The sequence below is a fragment of the Stenotrophomonas sp. MYb238 genome (assembly GCF_009496535.1).
In the GTDB taxonomy this organism is placed as follows: domain Bacteria; phylum Pseudomonadota; class Gammaproteobacteria; order Xanthomonadales; family Xanthomonadaceae; genus Stenotrophomonas.
Map to the genome: position 1 here is coordinate 14,987 of NZ_WIDL01000028.1, position 26,363 is coordinate 41,349.

General features: G+C 69.4%; 21 protein-coding genes. 5 read left to right on the plus strand and 16 right to left on the minus strand.

Annotation, left to right across the window (positions count from 1 at the left end; genetic code table 11):
- Positions 1–265: 265 nt before the first annotated feature.
- Positions 266–1,276 (minus strand): GGDEF domain-containing protein, encoded by a 1,011-nt coding sequence (locus tag CQ393_RS15895; protein WP_153192912.1) that lies wholly within the window; start codon positions 1,274–1,276, stop codon positions 266–268.
- A gap of 229 nt (positions 1,277–1,505) precedes the next feature.
- On the opposite strand from CQ393_RS15895, the gene CQ393_RS15900 reads away from it, so the two are divergent.
- Positions 1,506–3,989 (plus strand): prolyl oligopeptidase family serine peptidase, encoded by a 2,484-nt coding sequence (locus CQ393_RS15900; RefSeq protein ID WP_153192914.1) that lies wholly within the window; start codon positions 1,506–1,508, stop codon positions 3,987–3,989.
- 138 nt (positions 3,990–4,127) lie between these two features.
- On the opposite strand, the gene CQ393_RS15905 is transcribed toward CQ393_RS15900, so the two are convergent.
- The 4 genes from CQ393_RS15905 to CQ393_RS15920 form a co-directional block, all read right to left on the minus strand.
- Complete coding sequence (locus CQ393_RS15905) at positions 4,128–4,295, minus strand: type I toxin-antitoxin system SymE family toxin (RefSeq protein ID WP_228114627.1); 168 nt, start codon at positions 4,293–4,295, stop codon at positions 4,128–4,130.
- A 520-nt stretch (positions 4,296–4,815) separates the two neighbouring features.
- The gene (locus tag CQ393_RS15910) at positions 4,816–7,482 is read right to left on the minus strand and encodes an excinuclease ABC subunit UvrA (RefSeq protein WP_153192918.1); all 2,667 of its coding nucleotides are present in this window, start codon (positions 7,480–7,482) and stop codon (positions 4,816–4,818) included.
- Complete coding sequence (locus CQ393_RS15915; RefSeq protein ID WP_153192920.1) at positions 7,460–7,813, minus strand: hypothetical protein; 354 nt, start codon at positions 7,811–7,813, stop codon at positions 7,460–7,462. Before CQ393_RS15915 ends, CQ393_RS15910 begins: the two co-directional genes overlap by 23 nt.
- 22 nt (positions 7,814–7,835) lie before the next feature.
- Positions 7,836–8,198 carry a hypothetical protein gene (locus tag CQ393_RS15920; RefSeq protein WP_153192922.1) on the minus strand — a complete coding sequence of 121 codons (363 nt, stop codon included), beginning with the start codon at positions 8,196–8,198 and terminating at the stop codon, positions 7,836–7,838.
- Positions 8,199–8,333: 135 nt separating this feature from the next.
- Here CQ393_RS15920 and CQ393_RS15925 point away from each other — a divergent pair, with 135 nt between their 5' ends.
- Together CQ393_RS15925 and CQ393_RS15930 are read left to right on the plus strand one after the other, a co-directional pair.
- Positions 8,334–8,753: a DoxX family protein gene (locus CQ393_RS15925; RefSeq protein ID WP_153192924.1), complete on the plus strand. Its 420-nt coding sequence runs from the start codon at positions 8,334–8,336 to the stop codon at positions 8,751–8,753.
- 212 nt (positions 8,754–8,965) lie between these two features.
- Positions 8,966–9,154: a hypothetical protein gene (locus CQ393_RS15930; protein WP_153192926.1), complete on the plus strand. Its 189-nt coding sequence runs from the start codon at positions 8,966–8,968 to the stop codon at positions 9,152–9,154.
- A gap of 1,042 nt (positions 9,155–10,196) precedes the next feature.
- Here CQ393_RS15930 and hutU read toward each other — a convergent pair.
- The 4 genes from hutU to hutI form a co-directional block, all read right to left on the minus strand.
- Positions 10,197–11,864, minus strand: a complete 1,668-nt coding sequence (gene hutU, locus CQ393_RS15935; RefSeq protein WP_153192928.1) for a urocanate hydratase — start codon at positions 11,862–11,864, stop codon at positions 10,197–10,199.
- A complete protein-coding gene (gene hutG, locus CQ393_RS15940) occupies positions 11,861–12,706 on the minus strand; it encodes an N-formylglutamate deformylase (protein WP_153192929.1) in 846 nt (281 codons plus the stop codon). Before hutG ends, hutU begins: the two co-directional genes overlap by 4 nt.
- Positions 12,707–13,018: 312 nt before the next feature.
- Positions 13,019–14,560 carry a histidine ammonia-lyase gene (hutH, locus tag CQ393_RS15945; protein ID WP_153192931.1) on the minus strand — a complete coding sequence of 514 codons (1,542 nt, stop codon included), beginning with the start codon at positions 14,558–14,560 and terminating at the stop codon, positions 13,019–13,021.
- Between the two features lie 122 nt (positions 14,561–14,682).
- Entirely contained in the window at positions 14,683–15,891 is a 1,209-nt protein-coding gene (gene hutI / locus CQ393_RS15950; protein ID WP_153192933.1) for an imidazolonepropionase, read from the minus strand.
- Positions 15,892–15,951: 60 nt separating this feature from the next.
- Between hutI and CQ393_RS15955 the strand changes: the two genes are divergently transcribed.
- Positions 15,952–17,322, plus strand: a complete 1,371-nt coding sequence (locus CQ393_RS15955; RefSeq protein WP_153192935.1) for a formimidoylglutamate deiminase — start codon at positions 15,952–15,954, stop codon at positions 17,320–17,322.
- Between the two features lie 19 nt (positions 17,323–17,341).
- Positions 17,342–18,070, plus strand: a complete 729-nt coding sequence (gene hutC / locus CQ393_RS15960; RefSeq protein ID WP_343200004.1) for a histidine utilization repressor — start codon at positions 17,342–17,344, stop codon at positions 18,068–18,070.
- 132 nt (positions 18,071–18,202) lie between these two features.
- Here the strand turns inward: hutC and CQ393_RS15965 are convergent, their stop codons facing one another.
- The 7 genes from CQ393_RS15965 to CQ393_RS15995 form a co-directional block, all read right to left on the minus strand.
- Positions 18,203–19,276, minus strand: a complete 1,074-nt coding sequence (locus CQ393_RS15965) for a restriction endonuclease (RefSeq protein WP_153192938.1) — start codon at positions 19,274–19,276, stop codon at positions 18,203–18,205.
- A gap of 85 nt (positions 19,277–19,361) precedes the next feature.
- A complete protein-coding gene (locus tag CQ393_RS15970) occupies positions 19,362–20,150 on the minus strand; it encodes a YggS family pyridoxal phosphate-dependent enzyme (RefSeq protein WP_194269695.1) in 789 nt (262 codons plus the stop codon).
- 100 nt (positions 20,151–20,250) lie between these two features.
- A complete protein-coding gene (locus CQ393_RS15975) occupies positions 20,251–22,758 on the minus strand; it encodes an EAL domain-containing protein (protein ID WP_228114628.1) in 2,508 nt (835 codons plus the stop codon).
- Positions 22,759–22,806: 48 nt separating this feature from the next.
- Complete coding sequence (locus CQ393_RS15980) at positions 22,807–23,877, minus strand: chemotaxis response regulator protein-glutamate methylesterase (RefSeq protein WP_153192941.1); 1,071 nt, start codon at positions 23,875–23,877, stop codon at positions 22,807–22,809.
- Entirely contained in the window at positions 23,874–24,470 is a 597-nt protein-coding gene (gene cheD / locus CQ393_RS15985; RefSeq protein ID WP_153192943.1) for a chemoreceptor glutamine deamidase CheD, read from the minus strand. The genes CQ393_RS15980 and cheD overlap by 4 nt, the downstream gene beginning before the upstream one ends.
- Positions 24,467–25,330, minus strand: coding sequence for a CheR family methyltransferase (locus tag CQ393_RS15990; RefSeq protein WP_153192945.1), 864 nt, complete (start codon positions 25,328–25,330; stop codon positions 24,467–24,469). Before CQ393_RS15990 ends, cheD begins: the two co-directional genes overlap by 4 nt.
- Before the next feature lie 37 nt (positions 25,331–25,367).
- On the minus strand, positions 25,368–26,363 hold a 996-nt coding region (locus CQ393_RS15995; protein ID WP_194269696.1), incomplete at its 5' end, for a methyl-accepting chemotaxis protein.

Here is a 26,363-nt window from a genome sequence, read left to right on the forward strand (position 1 = left end):
TCAGCCGCGAAGGGGCTTCGCCAGGAAAGTGCCATCGCGGCTGAAGCCGCTCCTACAACGACACCAAAGTCCGCCGTGTGCAGAACCATGTGTCTACCGCTGCGTTTGGGGCCGGCGCATGGTCCCACCTGGGAAGAACCGCACAAGCGGCTCTTTCCTTGTCTGCCGCACGCACTCTTCGTAGGAGCGGCTTCAGCCGCGAAAGGGCCTTCGCTGGAAAAGCCCCTTCGCGGCTGAAGCCGCTCCTACGCGCGAAGGTGTTGTCTCAAGCCAGGTCGTCGGCGATCACCACGCTGTTGCGGCCGTTGCCCTTGGCCAGGTACAGCGCCGCGTCGGCGCGCGAGAACCAGTCCTGCCAGTACTGCTCGCCGGCGTACATCGCCGCGCCCAGCGAGATGGTGATGCCGCCGCCGGGGCCGTGCAGGGAGCGCTGCACCGATTCGCGCACCCGCTCGGTGAAGCCGGCCAGCGCATCGCGCGTACCGGCCTCGGCCAGGATCACGAACTCCTCGCCGCCGAAGCGGAAGACCTTGTCCTGTTCGCGCAGTTCCAGCCGCAGGATCGCCGCCAGCTCGACCAGCGCGTTGTCGCCGGCGGTGTGGCCGTAGCGGTCGTTGACGTCCTTGAAATGATCGATGTCCAGGATCACCAGCGCATGCCGGAACCGGCCCTGGCGGGCGCTGCCGATCTGCTGCAGCAGGGTCTTTTCCAGCGCGCGGCGGTTGGGCAGGCCGGTCAGTTCGTCCTGCGAGGCCAGCAGCTCCAGCCGCATGCGGTCGCCCTGCAGGCGCCGCGAGAAACGGAAGCCGAAGCCCAGGATCAGCGCGATCACCACCAGTGCCTGCGTATCCGGCGCCGGCGTGCGCAGTACCCCCGGCATCGCCAGCAGGCCGGCGACCATCACCAGGTTCGCCGGCGTGGCGACACGGTTGTGGGCCAGGAAGAAATTGGCCATCAGCGCCAGCAGCGACCAGGGCAGGGCGCGGTGGCCCAGCTCGCCGGCCGCCAGCAGGCAGCCGGCCACGTTCGCCAGGCACAGCAGCAGGCCGGCGCTGGACAGCTGCGCGGCACGCCTGTGCGCCAGCCAGGTCGCCACCGCGGCGGGTGCGGCGCAGGCCAGCGCGGCCAGCATCGGCAGCACCATGCCCTTCCACGCCAGCCAGCCGGCGAACGCCAGCAGCGCCAGCGTGGCGACCGGGGCGATGGTACGCAGCGGCACGCTGCGCAGTTCGCGCGGCAGCGAGGGAATCGTCGGAGGTCCGGCGGCGGGTTTCATGGCGTGGGCAACATAGCAAGTCGCACGGCAAACATTCCTTCACTCAGTACGCACCTTGGGCATATGTTCAACAGACCTGAGCGGCATGCAGCCAGCCGCGCCGACGGCGGCATGGTCCCCTGGACGGGGCAACCCCTTGCTTATGGCCCATCCGCCGGCCGCGGACGCGGTGCTAGATTCGACCGTTACCGGCTGCGTGCCGGCGTCTTTCCAGCGCATGAGGGAAACCATGAGCGTCCGTTGCACTGCCTGGTCCGCGGTACTCGCCGCGACCGCCACCACCCTGTTGGCCAGCATGCCCGCGCATGCCGAGTACGCCAAGCCGCCGGCCGAACTGCTGAAGGTGCTGACCGCGCCGCCGCCGCCGATGCCCAGCGTCGATCCCACCGGTAAGCGCCTGCTGCTGACCACCAGCCAGACCTATCCGTCGATCAGCCGCGTCGCCCGGCCCTACCTGAAGCTGGCCGGCCTGCGCCTGGAGCCGGGCAACCGCAGCCGCCACGACACCCCGGGCGGCTACGGCATTCCCGCCTGCGTGGCCGACTTCACCCTGGTGGACATCGCCAGCGGCAAGGAAAGCCGGGTGCCGCTGCCGAAGGACGCCTGTGCCGGCGGCGCGCTGTGGTCGCCCGACGGCCAGCGCTTCGCGTTCCAGAACGTCGTCGCCGATGCGGTGCAGCTGTGGGTGGGCGATGCCGCCAGCGGCCAGGTGCGGCAGATCGCCGGCGCGCGCCTGAATCCCATGTTCGGCAGCACCGTGCAGTGGCTGGACGGCGGCGACCGCCTGCTGGTCAAGCTGGTGCCCGCCAACCAGGGACCGGCGCCGGCCGGCGACGACGCTTACGGCCCGGACGTGCAGGAATCGCTCGGCGCCAAGGGCGTGAGCAGCACCTACGAAACCCGCGACACCCTGGCCAGCGAGCATGACGAACGCCTGTTCGCCTACTACGGCCAGTCGCAGCTGGCGGTGGTCGAGGCCGCGTCCGGCACGGTGAAGCCGGTCGGCGCGCCGCAGCTGTACAACGGCGTCAACGGCGCGCCCGACGGCGTGCACGTGCTCACCCAGACCATCAAGCCGCCGTTCTCGCACGCGGTCACCTACCAGCGTTTCGCCTACGACGTGGACGTGCTGGACGTGGTCACCGGCAAGAGCGTGCGCATCGCCGCGCTGCCGCTGGCCGAGCGCGTGCCGGTGCACGGCGTGCCGGAAGGCCCGCGCGATTTCGACTGGCGCGCCACCGATCCGGCCACGCTGGTCTGGGCCGAGGCGCTGGACAAGGGCGATTGGAACGTCAACGTGCCGCAGCGCGACAGGCTGATGCTGCAGTCCGCACCGTTCACCGCGGCGCCGCGCGAGATCGCCCGCACCACCCAGCGCTACGCCGGCCTGGACTGGACCGCGCAGCCGCAGCGCGCCTTCCTCAACGAATACGACGAGAACCGCCACTGGCGCCAGACCCGCATCGTCGACATCGACAATCCGAAGCAGGAAGCGCGCCTGCTGTGGGACCTGTCCAGCGACGAGCTGTACGGCGACCCGGGCAGCTTCGTCTACCAGCGCCTGCCCAGCGGTGCCTACGTGGTGCGCGAGGAGGACGGCAAGGTGTTCCTGCGCGGGCAGGGCAGCTCGCCGCAGGGCGACCGCCCGTTCCTCGACCGCCTGGACCTGGCCACGCTCAGGAGCGAGCGCCTGTTCCGCAGCGCCGCCGACGCCTACGACCAGTTCCTCGGCTTCACTGCCGAACCGGGCCGCTACCTCACCTGGCACCAGTCGGTGATCGACCCGCCCAACGCCTGGCTGCGCGAACTGGGCGCGCGTGATGCCGCGGCCAGGGAAGGCGAGGCGCAGTACGCCGCCGAAGGCCGTGCGCTGACCCATATCGCCGATCCCACGCCGGAAGTGCGGCAGATCCAGAAGCGGCTGGTCACCTACAAGCGCGCCGACGGCATCGACCTGTCCTTCACCCTGTACACCCCGCCGGGCTACAAGGAAGGCCAGCGCCTGCCGGCCATCCTGTATGCCTACCCGGCCGACTTCGCCAACAGCGCGCAGGCCGGGCAGGTGTCCGGCTCGCAGCAGACCTTCACCCGGCTGGCGCCGTACCGGCTGATGCTGCTGGCCGGCTACGCCATCATCGACAATGCCTCGTTCCCCATCGTCGGCGATCCCAAGAGCGCCTACGACACCTACCTGGAACAGCTCACCGCCGACGCCACGGCCGCGGTGGACAAGGCGGTGGAACTGGGCGTGGTGGACCGCAACCGCATCGGCGTCACCGGCCACAGCCACGGCGGCCTGATGACCGCCAACCTGATCGCCCACACCGACCTGTTCAAGGCCGGCGTGGCCACCAGCGGCTCGTACAACAAGACCTTCACCCCGTTCGGCTTCCAGAACGAGCGCCGCTCGGTCTGGCAGGCGCAGGACGTGTACCTGAAGGCCTCGCCGTACTTCTACGCCGACAGGATCAAGCTGCCGCTGCTGCTGGTGCACGGCGAGGACGACGCCAACCCCGGCACCGAGCCGTTCCAGTCGCGCAAGCTCTACCAGGCCATCCGCGGCAACGGCGGCACCACCCGCCTGGTGATGCTGCCGCACGAACCGCACTGGTACACCGCGCTGGAATCCAACGAACAGCTGGTGGCCGAGATGCTGGCCTGGTTCGACCGCTACGTGAAGAACGCGCCAGCGCAGGCGGCTTCGGCCAAGTGAGTCGCTGGTGAGTTGATCGAGCGGTACGAAGAAGCCCGCGCATGCGGGCTTCTTCTTTTTCGGGTGTTGGTGGATTGCGTCGTGGCGAATGAAGCCGGCGGCGTGTGCTGGCTGTTGAACGCAGCGCCGCCGCGCAGCTCAGTTCTTGCCCTTGCCGCGGCTGATCGGCGACAAGCCGTTGCCGAGCGTTACCTGCAACGCATCGCCAACGGCGAACCCGCAGCATTCCAGCCGGCGACCGGGCAACCTCAGCCTGGGCACCGCCCGGCTGCCGGCCCGCTCGTCGCGGCGTTCGTTGTAGTGCATGCAGCCCATCGTGCAACGTCTGGGTTGGCGTGCGCGGCGGGGAGCGGCGGGTTCGGAAGATGGTGCAGGGGAGGGAATGCCTGTCGTCGTTCCGTTTGCCGGTGTCTTGCGCGTTGAAGCGCCGCGCTTCGGTGCAAGGCGGAGACGTGGAGGAAATGCTCGAAAACGCTCGTATCGGACTCCGCGGTTTCATGGGCGTGGGAGTCCACCACGCCGCTGTCGATCAAGATGATGGACGGTGCGCGATTGACAGGTGGGACCAAAGACCGGCAGACCTTGCGTTCTCCGCGCACTGCCCGCCATAAAGCAGGCACAGTCCAGCATGGGGCAGGCGAATGAGCGCCGGCATCGACGATAGGCGCTATGTGCCTCGGTCTTTCAGGCTGTCAAACCCGGCTGCGGGATTCGCCGCAGCGGGTTGATGGCCCTATGCGATCTTGAAGGTGGTCAATGGACGGATTCGCCGGCTGCCGGCCGCTTGAACCCAGGACCCGGAGCAGGCATCTGCGCGATGCTTCCGTCAGCGGCAGCCGTCCAGCACGGTTCGCGCCAGTTCCTGTGCGAGGAAGGGAGCGGTACGGCTGTGCGCCACCCGCGCCACCTGACGTGGCGTGCCGGCCGCCACGATGAGCCCCCCGGCATCGCCCGCGCCCGGCCCCACGTCGATCACCCAATCGGCCTGGGCCACCGCACGCATGTCGTGCTCGATCATCACCACCGTGTTGCCCGCATCGACCAGGCGCTGCAATTGCACCAGCAACCGATCGGCATCGGAGGCATGCAAACCGGTAGTCGGTTCGTCGAGCACATACAGGCTGCGGCCACGCTGGCTGCGCTGCAACTCGGTGGCCAGCTTGATGCGCTGCGCTTCGCCGCCGGAGAGTTCGGTCGCTGGCTGGCCCAGGCGCAGGTAGCCCAGTCCGATCTCGTGCAGCAATCGCAGCGGCCGCGCCACCGCCTCCTCGTTCGCGAAGAAGTTGCCGGCCTCTTCCACCGTCATCCGCAGCACCTCGGCGATGTTGCGCCCGTTCCAGCGCACCTTCAGCGTGGCTTCGTTGTAGCGTGCGCCGTGGCATGTCGGGCAGGGCGCATACACGCTGGGCATGAACAGCAGTTCCACGCTGACGAAGCCCTCGCCCTCGCAGGTGTCGCAGCGCCCCTTGGCGACATTGAAGGAGAAACGCCCGGCGTCGTAGCGGCGCCGGCGCGCGTCGGGCGTGGCGGCGAATAGCTTGCGCACGTGATCGAACAGGCCGGTATAGGTGGCCAGGTTCGAGCGCGGCGTGCGCCCGATCGGCTTCTGGTCCACCTGCACCAGGCGCCGCACCGCGTCCATGTCCCCGGCCAGGTGTCCGCCGGTGGTCTCGATGACCGCCGGCCCCTCGCCGGCGTCCGCTTCGGCGGCATCGTCCTCCGGTTCGTGGCCCAGGTGCAGCAGCACCAGCTCCGGCAGCGCCTGCGCCATGAGGCTGGACTTGCCGGAGCCGGAGATGCCGGTGACCGCCGTCAGCACGCCCAGCGGAATGCGTGCATCCACGCCCTGCAGGTTGTGGCGGTGGATGCCCTGCAACTCCAGCCAGCCGGCCGGCGTGCGCCCGCGGCTGCCGGGCGCGGGGATCTCGTCGAACAGATAGCGTGCGGTGCGCGATTCGGTGATCGCGCGCAGCCCATCCGGTTCGCCGCTATAGAGCACGCGCCCGCCGCGCTCGCCGGCGTCCGGTCCCACGTCCACCAGCCACTGCGCGCGGCGCATCAGGTCCAGGTCGTGCTCCACCACGAACACCGAGTTGCCCGCGTCGCGCAGCCGGTCGAGCGCGTCGTACAGGGCCTGGCTGTCGGCCGGATGCAGGCCCGCCGAGGGTTCGTCGAGCACGTACACGACGCCGAACAACAGGGAACTCAGTTGCGTGGCCAGCCGCAGGCGCTGCAACTCGCCGGCCGAAAGGGTTGGCGTGGCCCGGTCCAGCGTCAGGTAGCCCAGGCCCAGCCCGCGCAGTTGATGCAGGCGAGCCACCACGCCGCCGGCCAGGCGCTGCGCGGCCAGGCGCTTTTCCTCCGACAGCGCAGAGGTACGACGCACGTCGGGCGACACCGCGTGGACCGCACGACCCGATGCCGCGCGCGCGGCACGGTCGCGCCGGGTCGCTTCCCTGTCGGTACCCGCGCCCGCCGCATGGGCGCGAAAATCGCCCCGGGCGATGGGCTCGAGCAGCGCCGCCAGCCGGTCCAGCGGCATCTGCATGAATTCACCGATGTCCAATCCGGCGAACGTCACCGACAGCGCCTCGGGCTTGAGCCGCTTGCCGTGGCAGACGGGGCACAACTGGCCTTGCATGAAGCGTGACACGCGCTTTCGCATCAGCGCGCTCTGCGTATTGGCGAAGGTGTGCAGCACGTAGCGCCGGGCGCCGGTAAAGGTGCCCATATAGCTGGGTTCCATTTTGCGCCGCAGCGCCGCACGCGTCTCCGCAGGCGTGAAGCCGGCGTACACCGGTGCCGTCGGCGTTTCCTCCGTGAACAGGATCCAGTCGCGGTCCTTTTTCGGCAGGTCTTTCCACGGCCGGTCAACGTCGTAGCCCATGCTGACCAGGATGTCGCGCAGGTTCTGTCCCTGCCAGGCGGGCGGCCACGAGGCGATCGCCCGTTCGCGGATGCTCAGCGATGGGTCGGGCACCATCGCGGCCTCGGTCACTTCGTACACGTGGCCCAGGCCGTGGCAGTCCGGGCACGCGCCTTGTGGCGTGTTCGGCGAGAAATCCTCGGCGTACAGCATCGGCTGGCCGGCCGGATAGGCGCCGGCCCGCGAATACATCATGCGTACCAGGCTGGACAGGGTGGTCACGCTGCCGACGGAGGAGCGCGCATTGCTGGCGCCGCGCTGCTGTTGCAGCGCCACCGCGGGCGGCAAGCCATCGATCGCATCGACGTCCGGTACGCCGGCCTGGTCGATCAGGCGTCGCGCATAAGGCGCGACCGACTCGAAATAGCGCCGCTGCGCCTCCGCATAGATGGTGCCGAAGGCCAGCGAGGACTTGCCGGAGCCGGAGACGCCGGAGAACACCACCAGCGCGTTGCGCGGAATGGAGACATCCACGTCCTTGAGGTTGTTCTCTCTCGCGCCGCGCACTTCCACCAGGCCGCTGGCCGCAGCGGTACAGGACGATTCACCGAAAAAAGGGTTCTTCATGTCCTTGCTCCTGCGATTCTTCAGATGGGGGTTCACGGATTCGGGTATCAGGCGCGTTGCTGTTCGGGTCGCTTCCGGCCGTCCCGGTCGCGATCGACCGCGACCGAGGACCGTGCTTCGTGGCGTTCGCGCGCATTAGATCGAGGCTGGCGATAGCCCGGTTCTGCGCGCCGCTGATGGTGGCGAGGATGCCATCGTCGGGGAAGCCATTATCCACCGGTGTGTGGATCGTGGCCTCGCCGGTATTGGAGTCCAGGGGCGGGCGCCCGTCGGCGATGCCGGCTGTCATCGCCTGCGCGACGAACATGCGGTTCTCCAGCGCTCGTGCCATGCAGCCCTCTCGGAACTGGCTGTCAGGCATACGGATATGGCAGATGGCTGCCGGCCTGGCGTTGCTTCGCGCGGAGGTAGATTTCATGTTGCAGGAACCGCGGTGGCTGGCCGGAGGCATCGTCGCGCAGTTCGTGCGGTGCCTGGATGCTGGCGACGGTCTGCGGGTACTGGTCGGCGGCCGACTGTAGACGGAACAGCGTGCCCAGGTAACGCGCGCGGTCCTCGTCGCAGTAGCGCGCCATCACCTGCCGGGCGGGCCCGGGCATGGCCGCGTCCATGCCGCCATCGAGCAGGTGCGCCGGCACCGGCACGCCCGCCGGATGGGCGAGGGCGGTTGCGTTGCCGAGCAACAGCGGCAGGCCGGACAGGCGCGACAAGGACATGGGCGCTCGGTGGTTGGTTGTCGGAGGATGCGCTGGATATCACATCGAAAGCGCCGCAGGGTTCTTGCGCACGTCACGTCACGCCACGCTTACGGTGGCGGTCGTCAGATACCGGAAACGACCGGGAGTGCTGCCATGGTGGACGGATGGGTGGAACGCAACCGTGATGGGCTGATCCTGCTGGCGCGGATCCTGTTGATGGTGCTGTTCGTGATATCGGGCTGGGGAAAGCTGACCGACTTCCAGGGCACGGTAGGCTACATGGCCTCGCTGCACGCGCCGCTGCCGCAGGTGGCGGCCGGCGTGGCGGTCTGCATGGAATTGCTGGTCGGCATCGCCCTGCTGCTGGGCATCCAGGTGCGGCTGCTGGCGCTGCTGTTCGTCCTGTTCGTGCTGGGCACCGGCGTGCTCGGCCATGCGTTCTGGGGCATGGAAGGTGCCGAGCGCGCGATGAACATGACCCAGTTCCTGAAGAACCTGTCCATCGCCGGCGGGCTGGTGCTGCTGGCGGTGACCGGTGGCGGGCGTTATGCGCTGGCTGGGCGGCCGCGCTGAGGGGGCCGATCGAGCCGCTTCCCTGCATGTCGGGAAGCGGCTGCAGCCCGGGAAGGGTTGTTTCTCCGGCACTCACGGATGATGGACAAGCACGCGGTATGCGCGCAGTGGGGGCTGGCCGGCTACCGCCTTTGGGGTGTTGATCGCTGGCAAGTCATTCCCCGCTGATATCTGCGATGTACCGGTGATGGCACTATTGCGTCACGAGAAGGATGTTCGAGAGCCTGAGTTCCATGATCGGCGACAGGCAGGTGTTCTGGAGATACTGGCATGGTTACGCAGCACCCTTCGACGTGTCAGAACGCGACGCAGCCGACAGGCTGGATGCGGCCGCGATATTGAAAGATCCCTGGCTGGGCGTGCACGCTCGCCGGGTGATGGATATTCGTCCGGCGCCTTGACCGTCACCATGAGCCATACCCCATGCCGGCCACGCCCGCTCACGTTTCCACTGTCGCGAGCGCGATCCGATGAAGTAATCGCCGCAGTGCTTGTCACCGCGGCGCTGCATGTGGTGTTCGCCGCATACCTGCTGTTCCACAGGGAGGCCGGCGCTGTTTCCGCTGTGCCGGCAGAGGTACGTACGGTACTGAGATTGGTTGAGCGCGAGCTTCCCGCGAAGCCACCGCATCCGCCCGCCATGCTCGCTCGGGCGAGCCCGGCCATTTCCCGGCCGGTGCCGTCGAGTACCCGAAGCGCAGGCCCTGCAATCACGTCAGCCGTGCCCCTGGCCACGCCTGCAGGGGGGAATGGCATCCCACGGCGGCTGGTACTTGCCGTTCCGGAAACGGCTTCGAGCGGCACCTACGCCCCTGACATGATGGGCCGGTCGAAGGCGCTATCGACATACGAACGGACACGGTTTGCCGACGCATGGGCGCCTGATGGCGGTCCGGTCCAGAAGACCTGGGCGCAACGTTCCCGGGCCGCGCACCTGCTTCTTTCGGCCACGGGTGCACTGGAGTTCCCCTGCACGGAGGAAGAGAAGCGGTTGCGGAAACCGCGCTGTTCCGGTGCGCAGTACGACCATGACCAGACACCCGACGCAAACTGAGAGCGGCATCCGACCGAACGGGTATGCATGGGGACGCCTGCGGCAGTGTCCAGTGCGCGGTGACGGGCATCGCAACGCGGCTATGGCGTACGGCTAACGGATCGCACCCCGGGACCAGAAGAAAGCAACTGTGCGCGCCTTCCGGGCGAGCCACGCTCGGCGGCATCACCGACAGTTGGGGCGGTCGCCTGAAGCGGCGGCTCACTTCAACCGAAACCAGTGCTCCTGCAGGCCGGCGCCAAAACCGGAAGGCACAAGAAGTTGATCACGGGTACGCGGCCATCGGGGCATCGCGGCCGTGATTGAAAGCGGCATGACCTTCCACTGGGAAGGCCATGCCAGTGCAGAGGAGAGGTGCCCCGACCAGCGGCACCATCGCCTGCTTTAGGTCAGCCGAGAATGCCCGGCAGATCCAATCCCTTTTCCTTCGCGCAGTCGATGGCGATGTCGTAGCCGGCGTCGGCGTGGCGCATGACGCCGGTGCCGGGGTCGTTCCACAGCACGCGGGCGATGCGCTGGTCGGCGGCCTCGCTGCCGTCGCAGACGATGACCACGCCGGAGTGCTGGCTGTAGCCCATGCCGACGCCGCCGCCGTGGTGCAGGCTCACCCAGGTGGCACCGCCGGCGACGTTGAGCATGGCGTTGAGCAGCGGCCAGTCGGATACGGCGTCGGAGCCATCCTTCATCGCTTCGGTCTCGCGGTTGGGCGAGGCGACGCTGCCGGAGTCGAGGTGGTCGCGGCCGATCACCACCGGCGCCTTCAACTCGCCGTTGCGCACCATTTCGTTGAAGGCCAGGCCGAGTTTGTGGCGCAGGCCCAGGCCGACCCAGCAGATGCGCGCGGGCAGGCCCTGGAAGCTGATGCGCTCGCGCGCCATGTCCAGCCAGCGGTGCAGGTGCGGGTCGTCGGCGATGATTTCCTTGACCTTGGCGTCGGTCCTGTAGATGTCCTCCGGGTCGCCGCTCAGCGCCACCCAGCGGAACGGGCCGACGCCGCGGCAGAACAGCGGGCGCACGTAGGCGGGTACGAAGCCGGGGAAATCGAAGGCATTCTCCAGGCCTTCGTCGAAGGCCATCTGGCGGATGTTGTTGCCGTAGTCGACGGTCGGGACGCCGGCGGCGTGGAAGGCCAGCATCGCTTCCACGTGCACGCGCATGGCGGCCTTGGCGGCGTCGCGCACCTTTTCCGGGTTGGTCTTCTGTTCGGCCAGCCACTGCTCCACCGTCCAGCCGATCGGCAGGTAGCCGTGCACCGGGTCGTGGGCGCTGGTCTGGTCGGTGACGCAGTCCGGGCGCACGCCGCGGCGCACCAGCTCGGGCAGGATCTCGGCGGCGTTGCCGAGCAGGGCAATCGATTTGGCTTCGCCGGCGGCGGTGTACTTGGCGATGCGCGCCAGCGCGTCGTCGATGTCGCTGGCCTGTTCGTCCACGTAGCGGGTGCGCAGGCGGAAGTCGATGCTGCTCTGGCGGCATTCGATGACCAGGCTGCTGGCGCCGGCCAGCGAGGCGGCCAGCGGCTGCGCGCCGCCCATGCCGCCCAGGCCCGCGGTGAGGATCCACTTGCCGGTCAGGCTGCCGCCGTAGTGTTGGCGGCCCATCTCGACGAAGGTCTCGTAGGTGCCCTGCACGATGCCCTGCGAGCCGATGTAGATCCACGAGCCGGCCGTCATCTGGCCGTACATCATCAGGCCCTTTTTATCGAGCTCGTTGAAGTGCTCCCAGTTGGCCCAGTGCGGCACCAGGTTGGAGTTGGCGATCAGCACGCGCGGCGCGTCGGGGTGGGTGGGGAATACGCCGACCGGCTTGCCGGACTGCACCAGCAGGGTCTGGTTGTCGTCCAGGCGCTTGAGCGTTTCGAGGATCCTGTCGTAGCTCTCCCAATCGCGCGCGGCGCGGCCGATGCCGCCGTAGACCACCAGCGACGTCGGGTCCTCGGCCACTTCGGCGTCGAGGTTGTTCTGCAGCATGCGGAACGGCGCCTCGGTCTGCCAGGACTTGCAGTTGAGGGTGTTGCCGCGCGGCGCGCGCGGGCTGCGGGAAGGATCGTGGCGGGTCATGCGTCTCTCCGGGAAGCAAAGTCAAGGCAGGCACGAAGAACCTGTTGCAATGTGTCGCGCACAGGGGTTGCGTGGTCGGGACTGTAGGGCGAGGGCCAGTTGCCCTCGTCGATGGCCGCCGGCTCGTGCATGTAGCCGCGGCAGGCCAGCTCCATCTGCAGGGTGTGCACGCCGCCGGGGATATCGCTGTAGTGGCGGGTGATCCAGCCGCCCTTGAAGCGGCCGTTGCGCACGTGGGGCAGGCCGCTCAGCGCGCACAAGTTCTCGACCACGTCGGTCAATGCGTTGTCGCAGGCGGTATCCGGCTCGCCGGTGGGCCCGGCGCTGCCGATGTTGAACTGCGGCAGTTCGCCGTCGAACAGGTGCGGGATGCGCGAGCGGATCGAGTGCGCGTCGTATACCACCACGGTGCCGTGGCGCTGGCGCAGGCGTGCGATCTGTCCGGCCAGCGCGGCGTGGTAGGGCGCGAAATAGGTGTCGCGGCGGCGCGCAATCTCGGCTTCGTCCGGCGCGTGGCCGGCGCGGTACAGCGGCTGGTTGTCGAAGGTAGTGGTCGGGCACAGGCCGGTGGTGTTCTGGCCGGGATACAGCGACACGCCGGAGGGATCGCGGTTGACGTCGATCACCGAGCGCGAGACCGCGGTGCGCACGGTGGTGGCGCCCAGCTCGCGGGCGAAGGCATACAGCTCGTGCACCCACCAGTCGGCATCGCGGCGCGCCAGCCACGGCGAGACGAAGCGGTCGGCAAGCTCGTCTGGCAGCTCGGTGCCGGTGTGCGGGAAGCTGACGATCAGCGGGGCGTCGCCTTGGTGGAGCTGGAGCCAGTCGGGAAGAGCGGTCATTTGGGAACCTTGTTCGTTCGCGTGGATGCTTTCTTCTCCCGGTGGGAGAAAGTGCCCGCTCGCGCAGGCAGGAGGCCGAAGCGGACGGCGAAGCCGGCCCGAAGGCATGCCGCGGGAGCGGCATGCAAGGGCGGATGAGGGTGCGGGCGGAGCCTTGCGCAATCCGTTCTCGCAGGGCTTCACCCATACCCTTACCCCGACCCCCGCTTCGCGCCCCGGCCCTTGCGCTGGCGCAAGGGCGTTCGTGGGGCGGCAAACCGGTGGTTTGCAAACTGCCCCTCTCACCCTGGTGGGAGAGGGGCTTTCAAACGCTTACTGCATGATCTCCACTTTCGGTAGCACCTCATGCAGCCCTTCGGCCAGCACGCCGCTGCGCACCAGGTCGGTAGCGGCCACCATGTCCGGATGGAAATAGCGGTCGTCCTGCAGCGTCGGCACCTGCGCGCGCAGGGTGGCGCGCACCTTCTCCAGCGCATCGCTGGAGCGCAGCGGGGCGTGGAAGTCGCAGCCCTGCGCGGCGGCCAGCAGTTCGATGCCGACGACATTGGCGGCGTTCTCCGCCATCGCCAGCAGGCGGCGTGCGCCGTGCGCGGCCATCGACACGTGGTCTTCCTGGTTGGCCGAGGTCGGGATCGAATCGACACTGGCCGGGTAGGCGCGCTGCTTGTTCTCCGACACCAGCGCCGCGGCGGTGACCTGCGGAATCATGAAACCGGAGTTCAGGCCCGGCTTCGGGGTGAGGAAGGCGGGCAGGCCGGACAGCGCCGGATCGACCAGCATGGCGATGCGGCGCTCGCTGATCGAGCCGATCTCGCACACTGCCATCGCCAGCATGTCGGCGGCGAAGGCCACCGGTTCGGCATGGAAGTTGCCGCCGCTCAGCGCTTCGCCGGTGTCGGTGAACACCAGCGGGTTGTCGGAGACGCCATTGGCCTCGATCTCCAGCGTGGTCGCCGCTTGCCGGATCACGTCCAAGGCCGCGCCCATCACCTGCGGCTGGCAGCGCAGGCAGTACGGGTCCTGCACCCGCACGTCGTTGTCGCGGTGCGATTCGCGGATCAATGATCCGGCCATCAGCGTGCGCAGCGCGGCGGCGGTGGCGATCTGCCCGCGCTGGCCGCGGATGCTGTGGATGCGCGGGTCGAACGGAGTGTCCGACCCCTTGGCCGCCTCCACGGACAGCGCGCCGGTGACCAGCGCGGCCTGGAATACGGTTTCGATCTCGAACAGGCCGGCCAGCGCGTAGGCGGTGGAATACTGGGTGCCGTTGAGCAGGGCCAGGCCTTCCTTCGCGCCCAGCACCAGTGGTTCCAGCCCGGTCTGCCTGAATGCCTGCGCTGCCGGCATGCGCACGCCGCCGACGAAGGCTTCGCCGACGCCGATCATCACGCTGGCCAGGTGCGACAGCGGCGCCAGGTCGCCGGACGCGCCGACCGAGCCCTGGCACGGCACCACCGGCACCACGTCCTTCTGCAGCATGGCTTCCAGCAGCGCCAGCGTCTGCGGGCGGATGCCCGAGGCGCCCTGCGCCAGGCTGGTGAGCTTGAGCGCCATCATCAACCGCACCACGCTGGCCGGCATCGGCTCGCCGACGCCCGCGGCGTGCGACAGCACGATGTTGCGCTGCAGGGTTTCAAGGTCTTCGCGCTCGATGCGCACGCTGGCCAGCTTGCCGAAGCCGGTGTTGATGCCATAGACCGGCTCGCCCCTGGCGACGATGGCTTCGACCACCTGCGCGCTGCGCAGCACGGCGGCCTGCGCCGATGCGTCCAGGCGCACGCTGGCGCCACGGTAGACCTGCCGCCATTGCGCCAGCGGAACGTGGCCGGGGCGAAGCACGAGGGGGGAATTCATCGGGTTACTCCGTTGCTGAGGTTTGTTTCTTGGTTTTTTGTAGGAGCGGCTTCAGCCGCGATGGGCTTTCGCGCAGATCAGTCCAGCGCGAAAGCCCATCGCGGCTGAAGCCGCTCCTACGGTCACTGGACGGCCTCGCCGCGGAACACGCGCGAATGCAGCGGGTTGAAGCCCATGCGGTAGACCAGGTCGGCCGGGGCGTCGATGTCCCAGATCGCCAGGTCGCAGTCCATGCCGGCAACCAGGCGGCCGACGCGTTCATGGCGGCCGAGCGCGCGCGCCGCTTCGCGGGTGAAACCGGCAATGCATTCGTCCACGGTCATGCGGAACAGGGTGGCGGCCATGTTCATCGCCAGCAGCGGGCTGGTCAGCGGCGAGGTGCCGGGGTTGCTGTCGGTGGCCAGCGCCAGCGGCACGCCGGCCTCGCGCAGTTTCTGCAGCGGCGGCGCGGTGGTGTCGCGGGTGAAGTAGTAGGCGCCGGGCAGCAGCACGGCGACGGTGCCGGCCTGGCGCATCGCGGCGATGCCGGCGTCGTCCAGGTGCTCGATGTGGTCGGCCGACAGCGCGCCGTGCCGGGCGGCCAGTTCGGCGCCGTGCTGGTTGCTCAGCTGCTCGGCGTGGATCTTGATCTTCAACCCGTGCGCGTGGGCGGCGGCGAACACCTGCGCGGCCTGTTCGCGCGGGAAGGCGATGTTCTCGCAGAACACGTCCACCGCTTCGGCCAGGCCTTCGGCGGCGACGGCCGGGATCATCGTGCCGCACACTTCGTCGATGTATTCCTGCGCCTGCCGCCCCGGCGGCACCGCATGCGCGCCGAGGAAGGTGGGGACGATTTCGACTTTGCGCAGCTGCGCCAGCCGCTTCGCCACGCGCAGCTGCTTGCGCTCGTCTTCCAGCGTCAGCCCGTATCCGGACTTGATCTCGACGGTGGTGACGCCCTCGGCCAGCATCGCGTCGAGGCGGGGCAGGGTGGCGGCGATCAACGCATCGTCGTCGGCCTGGCGGGTGGCGCGCACGGTGGAGACGATGCCGCCGCCGGCGCGGGCGATGTCGGCATAGCTCACGCCCTGCAGGCGCTGCTCGAACTCGTTGGCGCGGTTGCCGGCGTAGACGAGGTGGGTGTGGCAGTCGACCAGGCCGGGGCCGATCCAGCGGCCGCCGCAGTCGATGCGCTGCGCGGCGTCGAACGCGGGCGCGCCTGCGGCGGGGCCGGCATGGACGATGCGGCCATCGCGCGCGGCGATGACGCCGTCGCGGATGACGCCCAGCCCGCCGTTGGCGTCGTCGAGCGTCATCAGATGGGCGTTGTGCCAGACCGTATCGCAGTGCATGCGCGCCTCTCGCGTCTATTTGTATATACAATAATCAGCGACTACCGGGAGTGTCCAGCGATGGCGAACGAAGTTTCCAAACCGCAGCGTTTCCATGCCGCGCAGGCGCTGTTGCCGCAGGGCTGGGCGCGCGAGGTGCGCATCGACTGCGCCGATGGGCGGATCGTCGCGGTGACGGCCGACGCGCCGGCCGACCCCGGCGCGCAGCCGCTGGGCGCGGTGGTGCCGGGGCTGGGCAACCTGCACAGCCATGCCTTCCAGCGGGCGATGGCCGGGCTGACCGAAGTGGGCGGGCGTTCGGGCGACAGCTTCTGGAGCTGGCGCGAGCTGATGTACCGCTTCCTCGACCGGCTGACCCCGGACGACCTCCAGGCCGTGGCCGAGCAGGCCTACATGGAAATGCTGGAATCGGGCTTCACCCGCGTCGGCGAGTTCCATTACCTGCATCACGCGCCGGACGGCCAGCGTTATGCCGACCACGCCGAGATGTCCGGCCGCATCGCCGCGGCCGCGGACGCGACCGGGTTGGGGCTGACCCTGCTGCCGGTGTTCTACGCCCACAGCGATTTCGGCGGCGCCGCGCCGCTGCCTGCGCAGCGGCGTTTCCTGCACGATGTCGATGGCTTCGCCGCGCTGCTGGACGGTTGCCGGCAGGCGCTGCGCGATACCCCGGACGCGGTGCTCGGGCTGGCCCCGCACAGCCTGCGCGCCTGCACGCCGCAGCAGTTGCAGGCGCTGCCGGCGCTGGTGGACGGGCCGATCCACATCCATATCGCCGAGCAGATGCGCGAAGTCGAGGCCTGCCTGGCATGGAGCGGGCAGCGTCCGGTGGCCTGGCTGCTGGACAACGCGGCGGTCGACGCACGCTGGTGCCTGGTGCACGCCACCCACCTGCAGGACGAGGAAGTGCGCGGCATCGCCGGCAGCGGCGCCGTGGCCGGGCTGTGCCCGGTCACCGAGGCCAACCTCGGCGACGGCCTGTTCCCGATGCGCGAGTTCGTGCGCCATGGCGGGCGCTTCGGCGTCGGCTCCGATTCCAACGTGCTGATCGACGCGGCCGAGGAACTGCGGCTGCTCGAGTACGGCCAGCGGCTGGCGCTGCGCGGGCGCAACGTGGTCTCGCCGGGCGAGCTGTCCAGCGGCCGCTGGCTGTACCAGCAGGCGCAGGACGGCGCCGCGCAGGCGCTGGGCGTGGCGGCCGGGTTGGCCGCCGGTGCGCCGGCGGACCTGGTCGAGCTGGATACGCGGCATCCATCGCTGCATGGCCGCGCGGGCGACGCGCTGCTGGACAGCTGGGTGTTCGCCGCGCGCGGCGGCGCGGTGCATTCGGTATGGCGCAACGGCCGGCAATGGGTGCGCGATGGTCGCCATGTGCGCCGCGACGAGGTGGCCGCGCGCTATCGGGCGGCGTTGCAGCGGATACTGGGCTGATTCCAGGCAGGATCGACGAGTGAAGGACAAGAAGGCGCCCAGCCTCAACCAGCGCATCCGTGGCGACATCGAGAGCCGCATCCTCAGCGGCGAGTGGATGCCGGGCCACCGCATCCCGTTCGAGCACGAACTGATGGCGCAGTACGGCTGCTCGCGCATGACGGTCAACAAGGTGCTCACCGCGCTGGCCGAGAGCGGCATGATCGAGCGCCGCCGCCGCGCCGGTTCCTTCGTCGCGCGGCAGCCGCCGCACCTGGAGCAGGTGGCGCTGGAGATCCCCGACATCGCGCTGGCGGTGAACGAACGCGGCCACAGCTACGGGTTCAGGCTGCTGGAGCGGCAGCAGCGCCGCGCCGATGCGGCGGTGCCGGAGGAGGTGCGGCTGGTGGGCGATGGCGAACTGCTGGCGATGCGCTGCCTGCACCTGGCCGACGGCCGGCCGCTGGCGCTGGAGCGGCGGCTGATCAACCCCGAAGCGGTACCGGAGACGCTGGCGGTGGATTTCTCCACCCACGCACCCGGCAGCTGGCTGCTGCAGAACGTGTCGTGGACGCGCGGCCAGCACCGCATCAGCGCGGTGGCCGCCACCGCCACCGAAGCCGCGTTGCTGGAGGTGCCGGTGGGCAGCGCCTGCCTGGTCATCGACCGCCAGACCTGGCGCGGCGAAATGCCCATCACCTGGGTGCGGCAGAAGTTCCTGGGCGATGCCTACGACCTGATCGCGCGCTTCGCGCCGGGCGGCCGCTGACCAGCTCCGTGCAGGAGCGCACCTTGGTGCGCGATGGGGCTTCACCGGTAGGGCCCATCGCGCACCAAGGTGCGCTCCTACGAGAATCGGCCTTCGGTGCCGGCGGAGGTGGAGCGTTCCGCTCCCGCTTGCTCAGAACGTCCGGCACTGCCGCCAGCGCACCGGTTCGCCGGTGCCGGGGCGCGGGTTGAGCTGGATGCGTACGGTGCGCAGCGCGGGGTAGTGCTCGACCTCGCGGCAGATGCGCGGCCATACCGTGGCATCGTCCGCGCTGCGTTCGACCGACAGGGTGGAGCGGGTCAGCCAGATGCCGCTGATGACCCCGGGCGTGGCGGCCAGCTTCTTGGACACGGCCTGCTGGTAGCGCAGCAGGGTTTCCGGGTCGGGATCTTCCTGCAGGTCGTCCGCCGCGGCTTTCGCCGTGCCGGGAATAGTGGCGGGCGCGGGCTGCGGCGTGGCGGCGGGAGCCTCGGTCTTGGCCGGCGCCGGTGCCGGTGCCGGTGCGGGCGGCTGGGCAGGGGCTTCCGGTGCGGGCGCCGGATGCGCGGGAGTCGCCGGCGCCGGTGTCGCCATCGGGGCGGCATCGGCGCGTGGCGAAAGGTTCTCGTCGATCTGCAGGGTCATGTAGCCCATGCCGGCCAGCAGGCCGACCGCGACCGCGCCGAGCGCGGCGATGCCGGTCTGGCGCACCGCCTCGCGGCGGGCGATGCCTTCCACCATGGCGCGCATGTCCTCGGGCACGCAGGGCGCCAGGACATGCCACAGCAGGCGGCCGTCGAGCACTTCGATGGATTCCTTTTCCGCCGCCGCCAGGCCGTCGCGTTCGACCAGTCCCTCGGTGATGAGGATGCCGCCGGCCGCGCCGGTCAGGCGCAGGGCGGCACCGAGTTCGGTGATCGCCGGCGCGCCGATCCGGTAGGCGCGGCCATGCTTGCACGACAGCAGCCAGCGCTGGCCGTCGCGTTCCATCAGGAAGTCGCTGCTGGTGCCGCGGTCGCCGTTGTCCTCGCCGGAGAGGTCCCGCAGGCCGCGCTGCTCGGCCATGGCGCGCCGCACGATCTGCGAGAACTCGCGCCAGCGCATGCCGGCCAGCGCGGCCAGGCCGTGCTGCGTTTCGGTTTTCCGGCGCTTGACCATCCACAGCCAGGCCGAGGTCAGGCCCCATACGAGCAGCGCGAGCAGCAGGGCCAGGATCCAGGAAAACATCGTTACATCCGGTGAGGGAGCGAGAGCGCAGGCGCGCAGTTTATAGCGCTTCGCGCCAGGCCGATGCGACGTGGCGCGCTTGCGTTCAGCTGTTGCCGCCCGGCCAGTAATGGCTGTCCGGGACCGCGCGCGCGCCGAAGATGGCCTGGCCGACGCGCACCACGGTGGCGCCTTCCTCGATGGCGATCTCGAAGTCGCCGGACATGCCCATCGACAGCTCGTCCAGGCCGATGCCGTCGGGCGCGTCCTGGCGCAGGCGGTCGCGCAGCCCGCGCAGGCGCACGAAGCAGGCGCGCACGCGCTCGGCGTCGTCGGAGAACAGCGCCAGCGTCATCAGCCCGCGCACGCGCAGCGCCGGGAACCGCGGCAGTTCGTGGAGGAAGGCCGGCACATCGGCGGGGGCCAGGCCGTACTTGCTGTCCTCCTCGGAGGTGTTGACCTGCACGAACACGTCCAGCGTGCGGCGTTCCTGCTGCAGGCGGCGGTCCAGCGTTTCGGCCAGGCGCAGGCTGTCCAGCGCCTGGAATTCGCTGGCGAAGCGCGCCACCAGCTTGGCCTTGTTGGTCTGCAGGTGGCCGATCACCGACCAGCGCAGGTCGGCCAGGTCCTGCATCGCCTCCCACTTGTGGTGCGCTTCCTGCACCTTGTTCTCGCCGAGGAAGCGGCAGCCGGCGGCGTAGGCCTGGCGGATGCGGGCCTCGTCGATGGTCTTGCTGACCGGCAGCAGGCGCACGCCGGCCGGGTCGCGCCCGGCGCGGCGGCAGGCCGCCTCGATGCGCGCCTGCACTGCGGCCAGGTTGTGCCGGAAATCGTCCACCGTCTCGGCACGCGGATAACGCCCGTGCTGGTCGTGGCGGGTGGGGGTGTCGGTCATGGCGGCTTCCTGTAAAACGGGTGCGGCGCCCATTATCCGCGCCGCGGGCCCGGGCTGCCCAGCCGCACCGGCGGCGCGGACACGGGAAGGCCGGCGCCGTCTACGCGGGACCGGCCTGCTGGTCCTGCAGCCATTGCTCGAACAGATCGGCTGGCATGGCCGGGGCGAACAGGAAGCCCTGCAGCACCGGGCAACCGTTCTCCACCAGGAAGCGGCGCTGGGTCTCGGTCTCCACGCCTTCGGCCACCACGTGCTTGTCCAGGCTTTCGCCGATGCGCAGCACCGACAGGATCAGCGAACGGGCGGCCTTGCTGTGGCCGATCTCGGCGGTGAAGCTGCGGTCCAGCTTCATCTCGCTGATCGGCAGGTGGTGCAGGTGGCTGAGGCTGGAATAACCGGTGCCGAAGTCGTCCAGCGACAGGTCGATGCCCAGCGCGTGCAGCGCATGCAGGTTCTCCAGTACCACCGGCTGCCCGGACAGCATCACGCTTTCGGTGATTTCCAGCACCAGCGACCAGGCGTCCATGCCGTGACGCTCGAGCAGGGAGCGCACCATGCCGACCAGCGCGGGCTGCTCGAACGTGCTGGCCGACAGGTTCACCGCGATGCGCGGCACCTCGATGCCGCGGGTCCGCCACGCCGCGTGCTGGCGGCAGGCCTGTTCCAGCACCCAGTTGCTCAGTTCGATGATCAGCCCGCACTCCTCGGCCAGCGGCACGAAGCGGGCAGGGGAGATGTCGCCCAGGTGCGGGTGCCGCCAGCGGATCAGCGCTTCGGCGCCGTACAGGCCGCCGCCGTCGCTCAGCACCTGCGGCTGGTAGTACAGGTCCAGCCCGCCGGCCTGCAGCGAATCGCGCAGGGTGGTTTCCAGCAGCAGGCGCTCCTGCGCCACCTGGTTCATGTCGGAGTTGAAGAAGCAGAAGCGGCCGCCGCCTTCGTCCTTGGCCCGGCGCATCGCCAGGTCGGCGTGTTGCAGCAGGGTTTCCAGGCTGCGGCCATTGTCCGGGTAGAGCGCCACGCCGATGCTGGCGCTGCCGCGCACGGTCATGCTGCCGACCACGCGCGGCATGGCGATCATCGCCAGCAGGTCCGCGCACAGCTGGCTGGCGCGGGGCAGGTCGCACTGCGGAATGAACAGCACGAACTCGTCGCCCAGCTGGCGGCCGACGATGGCGTCGGCGCCGGCCAGTTCCTGCAGGCTGCGGGCCAGGTCGCGCAGCAGGCCATCGGCGGCGGCATGGCCCTGGGTTTCGTTCAGGCGCTTGAAACGGTCCAGGCCGAGGAACAACAGCGCCATCGGCATGTGGTGCTGCTCGGCCATCAGCAACGGCTGTTCGCACAGGGTATCGAACATGACCCGGTTGGGCAGGCCGGTAAGCACGTCGTAGAACGCCAGCCGGTGCATGCGCGAGCGGGTCTGTTCGCGTTCCAGCGCCAGCGTGCACAGGCGCTGGCACAACCCGGTCAGCTGCCGGTGCCACGCCATGGGCGGGCCGGCATGGTGGCTGTGGAAGGCCAGCGTGCCCAGCACCTGCCCGGTGCTGGAGCGGATCGGCTCGACCCAGCTGGCATGCAGGCCCAGCGCCAGCGCCTGTTCGCGCCATGCCGCGCAGCCGGGATCGCTGGCGATGTCGGCCACCTCCACGGCGCGGTTGCGGCGCGCGGCCTGCATGCATGCCGGCGAGACGTGGAACCCCGGCGGGAATCCCGGCGCGGCCAGCGGCACGAGGCTGCCGTCGGCTTCGCAGCGGGTGATGACCACCATCACGTCCGGGGCGACGCGCTCGATTTCCTGGCAGACCAGCGACATCGTCGCGGCCAGCGGTTCGTCGTGCATCAGCGCGTCCAGCACCTTGCCGTTCAACACCTCGTTGGTCTTGGCGGCGGTGATGTCGGTGAAGATGTTGACCACGCTGCCGCCGGTCTCGGCCAGCGGCGTGGCCACCACCGAGATCCACAACGGGCTGCCGTCGCGGCGGTAGCCGAGCAGTTCGGACTGGTGCGCGCTGCCGACGCGGTGCCCGGCGGTGATCTGCTCGAGGATCGCCATGTCGGTGTGGCGGCCGCGGATCAGTTCGGCCGGGCGCTTGCCCATCACTTCGTCGAGGCGATGGCCGAACATGCGGGCGAAACCGCTGTTGGCGTAATGGATGCGCGCGTCGCGGTCGCACAGGACGATGGCGTTGTCGCTGCCGTCCAGCGCCTGCGACAGCTCGCGCATGCGCCGCTGCTGCTGCAGCTGCATGCCGACGTCGCGTGCGATGGCGATGTAGAACCGGCCTGCGGCGGTATCCACCGGCGCGAACGCCAGCGACAGGCTGCTGCTGCGCTGCGGATGCGCGGCGGCCGGCATCAGCAGCGGCGCCGGAGCCGGCATGTCCGCCTGCAGGCGCGCGAGCAGTTCGTCGAGCTCCTGCGGGCTCAGCAGGCAAGCCGGGGACTGGCCCAGCACCTGCCTGCGGTCGACGCCGCACAGCGCCTCGGCCTGCCGGTTGTAGAAGACGACTTTCCGCTCGGGGTCGAGGATGACGACGCCGTCCGGCGCCTGCCGCAGGCACCCGGACAGGACCTCACGATCCAGCATGCCGGCGCCGGGCGCATCGGGCATGGAGGGATTCGGGTCTCTGGCTGTCATCATGCTCCCCGGAACGGCCCGTCACCCCTGCGACCATGCCAGCAGGCGCGCGGCGACCTGGTCCAGCGGCACCACCTCGTCGGCCGCGCCCAGCTTGAACGCGGCGCCCGGCATGCCCCAGACCACGCTGCTGGCTTCGTCCTGCACCAGGGTGCGGGCGCCGGCCTGCTTCATTTCCAGCAGGCCGCGGGCGCCGTCGTCGCCCATGCCGGTAAGGATGGCGCCGACGGCATTGGCACCGGCGTTCTGCGCCACCGAGCGGAACAGCACGTCCACCGCCGGCTTGTGCAGGTTCACCGGTGCGCTGTCGTCGATGCGGCAGCGCCAGCGGGCGCCGTCGCGGATGATGCGCAGGTGGCGGCCGCCGGCCGGGATGTAGACGTGGCCGGGCAGCACCGCCTCGCCGTCGCCGGCCTCGCGCACGGACATGGCCGAGTGGCGGTCCAGGCGCTCGGCGAAGGCGCTGCTGAAGCTGGCCGGCAGGTGCTGGGTGATGACGATGGCCGGGGCATCGGCCGGCATCATTTCCAGGACCACGCGCAACGCTTCGGTGCCGCCGGCCGACGCGCCGATGGCGATCAGGCGGTCGGTGGTACGGAACTTCAGCGACGAGGCGGTGGCCGGCGCCGGCATGGATTCCAGCGTGCGCTTGGGCTGCGGGGCCGGGGCCAATGCCCGCACCCGCGAGCGCGCGGCGGCCTTCACCTTGGCGCAGATCTCCTCGGCATAGCCTTCCAGCCCGCGGGCGACGTCGAGCTTGGGCTTGGCGACGAAATCCACCGCGCCCAATGCCAGCGCCTGCAGGGTGGTGTCGGCGCCGCGCTCGGTCAGCGTCGAGACCATCACCACCGGCATCGGGTGCAGGCGCATCAGGTTCTCGAGGAAGGCCAGCCCGTCCATGCGCGGCATTTCCACGTCCAGGGTCAGCACGTCCGGGTTCAGGCGCTTGATCTTCTCGCGCGCGATCAGCGGGTCCGAGGCGGTGCCGACCACCTCGATGCCGGGGTCGCGCGCCAGCAGATCGGTGAGGATCTGCCGGATCAGCGCCGAGTCGTCCACGATCAATACGCGGCAGGGGGCTTGCAGGCTCATTCGAACAGCTCCACGCCGCCGGTGACCGGGGCCTTGGACAGACGCGCGCGCACGGCCGATTCGGCGGCGGCGACCTCGGCCTCGTGCGCGTGCGGCAGGCGCTGCACGACCACGCGTCCGGTCTGCGGGAAGAACCAGACCTTGCGCGGATGGATGCCGAGCAGGTCCTCGGCCAGCACCGGGATGTGCTCGGCGCGCAGGTACTGGCGCACGAATTCGGCGTTGCGGGTGCCGACCGGGTTGCTGGTGAAGCCCTTGAGCACGTTGGCGCCGCCGAACACCTTGGCTTCCAGGCGCTTGCGGTGGGCGCCGCGCTTGAGCAGGTCGTTGATCAGCAGTTCCATGGCGTAGCTGCCGTAACGCGCGGGCGCGCCGTCGCCGACATTGCCCTCGGGCAGCAGGAAGTGGTTCATGCCGCCGATCTTGAGCACCGGGTCGCGGATGCAGGCGGCCACGCAGGACCCCAGCGTGGTGGTCAGCGCGGTGTCGTCGTCCACCACCAGGTACTGGGTGGGCAGCAGCTTGGCGGCGATGGTCTGGAAGCGGGCATCGCGATACCGCATCACATCGTCGACGGGAGCGGCCATGTTCATGCTCCCGCTCCGCGCACGCGGCGGTACAGCGTGCGCCCGCACGGCTGGATCAGGTCGGCCGCGTGCAGGTAGTTTTCGGAGTGGCCGGTGTAGAGCAGGCCGTCGTCGCCCATATGCTGCACCAGCCGCGAGAGGATGCCGCGCTGGGTCGGTTTGTCGAAATAGATCATCACGTTGCGGCAGAACAGGGCGTCGTAGGGACCGCCGACGTCGTAGCGCGGCGCCAGCAGGTTGAGCTGGCGGAACTCGATCAGCTTGCGCAGTGCCGGCACCACGCGGCACTTGCCCTCGTTGGGCCCGCTGCCGCGCTGGAAATAACGGCGCTTGAGCGCCGGGTCCAGCCCGGCGATGCGCTCGAGCGGGTATACGCCCTGCGCGCCGGTGGCCAGCACCTGGGTATCGACGTCGGTGGCCAGGATGCGTACCGGCGGGGTGAGGCTGCCGAAGGTCTCGCAGGCGGTGATCGCCAGCGAATACGGCTCCTCGCCGGTGGACGCCGCGCACGACCAGATCTGCAGCGGCGCGCGGTGGGCGCGCGCCTGCAGCTCCTCGCGCAGCTTCTCGAAATGATGCGGCTCGCGGAAGAACGAGGTCAGGTTGGTGGTCAACGCGTTGGTGAACGCCTGCCACTCGTCGCCGCCGTCACGTTCGAGCTGGTCCAGATAGTCCTGGAACGAGTGCAGGCCGAGCGCGCGCAGGCGGCGCGACAGGCGTCCGTAGACCATGTCGCGCTTGGCCGGCGCCAGCGCGATGCCGGCGCGCTTGTGGATCAGTTCGCAGACGCGGCGGAAGTCGCGGTCGTTGAACTCGAAGTCACGGCCACCGGGGATGGTCTGTTCTGGCTTTTGGCTGGAATGCATCGGCGTGACCGGAAGGGATGAAGGGAGGTGGCGGCGTTCAGGCGATCATCGCCTGGCGGCGCTGCAGGGCGGTCCTCAGGGTGCGGATCGCGCCGACGGTTTTCTGGGTGCAGTCCTGGAACTGGCCGTCCAGCAGGCGCGAGGCCATGTCGCGCTGGCCGGCCTCGATGTGCCGGATGATCTGCCCCGCGCTCTGGTGGAAGGTGGCGTGGTGCTGTCGCAGGTGTTCGTACTCGGCCATGCCCGCCAGGCTGCGGCCCTTGCCATGGATCCATTTGCCCAGCTGGCACAGGCTGTCCTGGCCGGCCTCGTCGGCATTGATCGGCTGGCCGTGGCCGGACAGGTGCTCCTTGAGCCGCAGTTTCCATTTCAGGTGCGCCTCGATCATTTCATCGAAGGAGGCGATGCCGCGCGTTTCCGCCGGGACTGCGGGCGCGTGCGTGGGCAGCACCGTGACCTTGGCCTTCGCCGCTTCGAGCCGGAACACGGCCACGGCGTCGACCAGCTGGTTGGCCTGTTCCTCCATCGAACGCGCAGCGGCAGTGGCTTCTTCCACCAGCGCGGCGTTCTGCTGGGTGGTCTCGTCCATCTGGGTGACGGTCTGGTTGACCTGCTCGATGCCGGCGCTCTGTTCCTGCGAGGCAGCACTGATCTCGGCCATGATGTCGGTCACCCGCTGCACCGAGGTCACGATCTCGCCCATGGTGGTGCCGGCCTGGTGCACCAGCTGCGAGCCTTCGGAGACCTTGTCGACCGAGTCCTCGATCAGTCCCTTGATCTCCTTGGCCGCACCGGCCGAGCGCTGGGCCAGTGTGCGCACCTCGCTTGCGACCACGGCGAAGCCGCGGCCCTGCTCGCCGGCGCGGGCGGCTTCCACCGCGGCGTTGAGCGCCAGGATGTTGGTCTGGAAGGCGATGCCGTCGATGACGCTGATGATGTCGGCGATCTTCTTCGAGGAGGCTTCGATGTCGGTCATGGTGGTGACCACCTTGCCGACGATGTCGCCGCCCTGCGAGGCCACGCCATGGGCGCC

Coding starts and splice junctions, on each gene's coding strand:
- CQ393_RS15895 (WP_153192912.1), bottom strand. CDS start 1,276: ATGAAACCCGCCGCCGGACCTCCGACGATTCCCTCGCTGCCGCGCGAA.
- CQ393_RS15900 (WP_153192914.1), top strand. CDS start 1,506: ATGAGCGTCCGTTGCACTGCCTGGTCCGCGGTACTCGCCGCGACCGCC.
- CQ393_RS15905 (WP_228114627.1), bottom strand. CDS start 4,295: ATGCACTACAACGAACGCCGCGACGAGCGGGCCGGCAGCCGGGCGGTG.
- CQ393_RS15910 (WP_153192918.1), bottom strand. CDS start 7,482: ATGAAGAACCCTTTTTTCGGTGAATCGTCCTGTACCGCTGCGGCCAGC.
- CQ393_RS15915 (WP_153192920.1), bottom strand. CDS start 7,813: ATGGCACGAGCGCTGGAGAACCGCATGTTCGTCGCGCAGGCGATGACA.
- CQ393_RS15920 (WP_153192922.1), bottom strand. CDS start 8,198: ATGTCCTTGTCGCGCCTGTCCGGCCTGCCGCTGTTGCTCGGCAACGCA.
- CQ393_RS15925 (WP_153192924.1), top strand. CDS start 8,334: ATGGTGGACGGATGGGTGGAACGCAACCGTGATGGGCTGATCCTGCTG.
- CQ393_RS15930 (WP_153192926.1), top strand. CDS start 8,966: ATGTTCGAGAGCCTGAGTTCCATGATCGGCGACAGGCAGGTGTTCTGG.
- hutU (WP_153192928.1), bottom strand. CDS start 11,864: ATGACCCGCCACGATCCTTCCCGCAGCCCGCGCGCGCCGCGCGGCAAC.
- hutG (WP_153192929.1), bottom strand. CDS start 12,706: ATGACCGCTCTTCCCGACTGGCTCCAGCTCCACCAAGGCGACGCCCCG.
- hutH (WP_153192931.1), bottom strand. CDS start 14,560: ATGAATTCCCCCCTCGTGCTTCGCCCCGGCCACGTTCCGCTGGCGCAA.
- hutI (WP_153192933.1), bottom strand. CDS start 15,891: ATGCACTGCGATACGGTCTGGCACAACGCCCATCTGATGACGCTCGAC.
- CQ393_RS15955 (WP_153192935.1), top strand. CDS start 15,952: ATGGCGAACGAAGTTTCCAAACCGCAGCGTTTCCATGCCGCGCAGGCG.
- CQ393_RS15965 (WP_153192938.1), bottom strand. CDS start 19,276: ATGTTTTCCTGGATCCTGGCCCTGCTGCTCGCGCTGCTCGTATGGGGC.
- CQ393_RS15970 (WP_194269695.1), bottom strand. CDS start 20,150: ATGACCGACACCCCCACCCGCCACGACCAGCACGGGCGTTATCCGCGT.
- CQ393_RS15975 (WP_228114628.1), bottom strand. CDS start 22,758: ATGCCCGATGCGCCCGGCGCCGGCATGCTGGATCGTGAGGTCCTGTCC.
- CQ393_RS15980 (WP_153192941.1), bottom strand. CDS start 23,877: ATGAGCCTGCAAGCCCCCTGCCGCGTATTGATCGTGGACGACTCGGCG.
- cheD (WP_153192943.1), bottom strand. CDS start 24,470: ATGAACATGGCCGCTCCCGTCGACGATGTGATGCGGTATCGCGATGCC.
- CQ393_RS15990 (WP_153192945.1), bottom strand. CDS start 25,330: ATGCATTCCAGCCAAAAGCCAGAACAGACCATCCCCGGTGGCCGTGAC.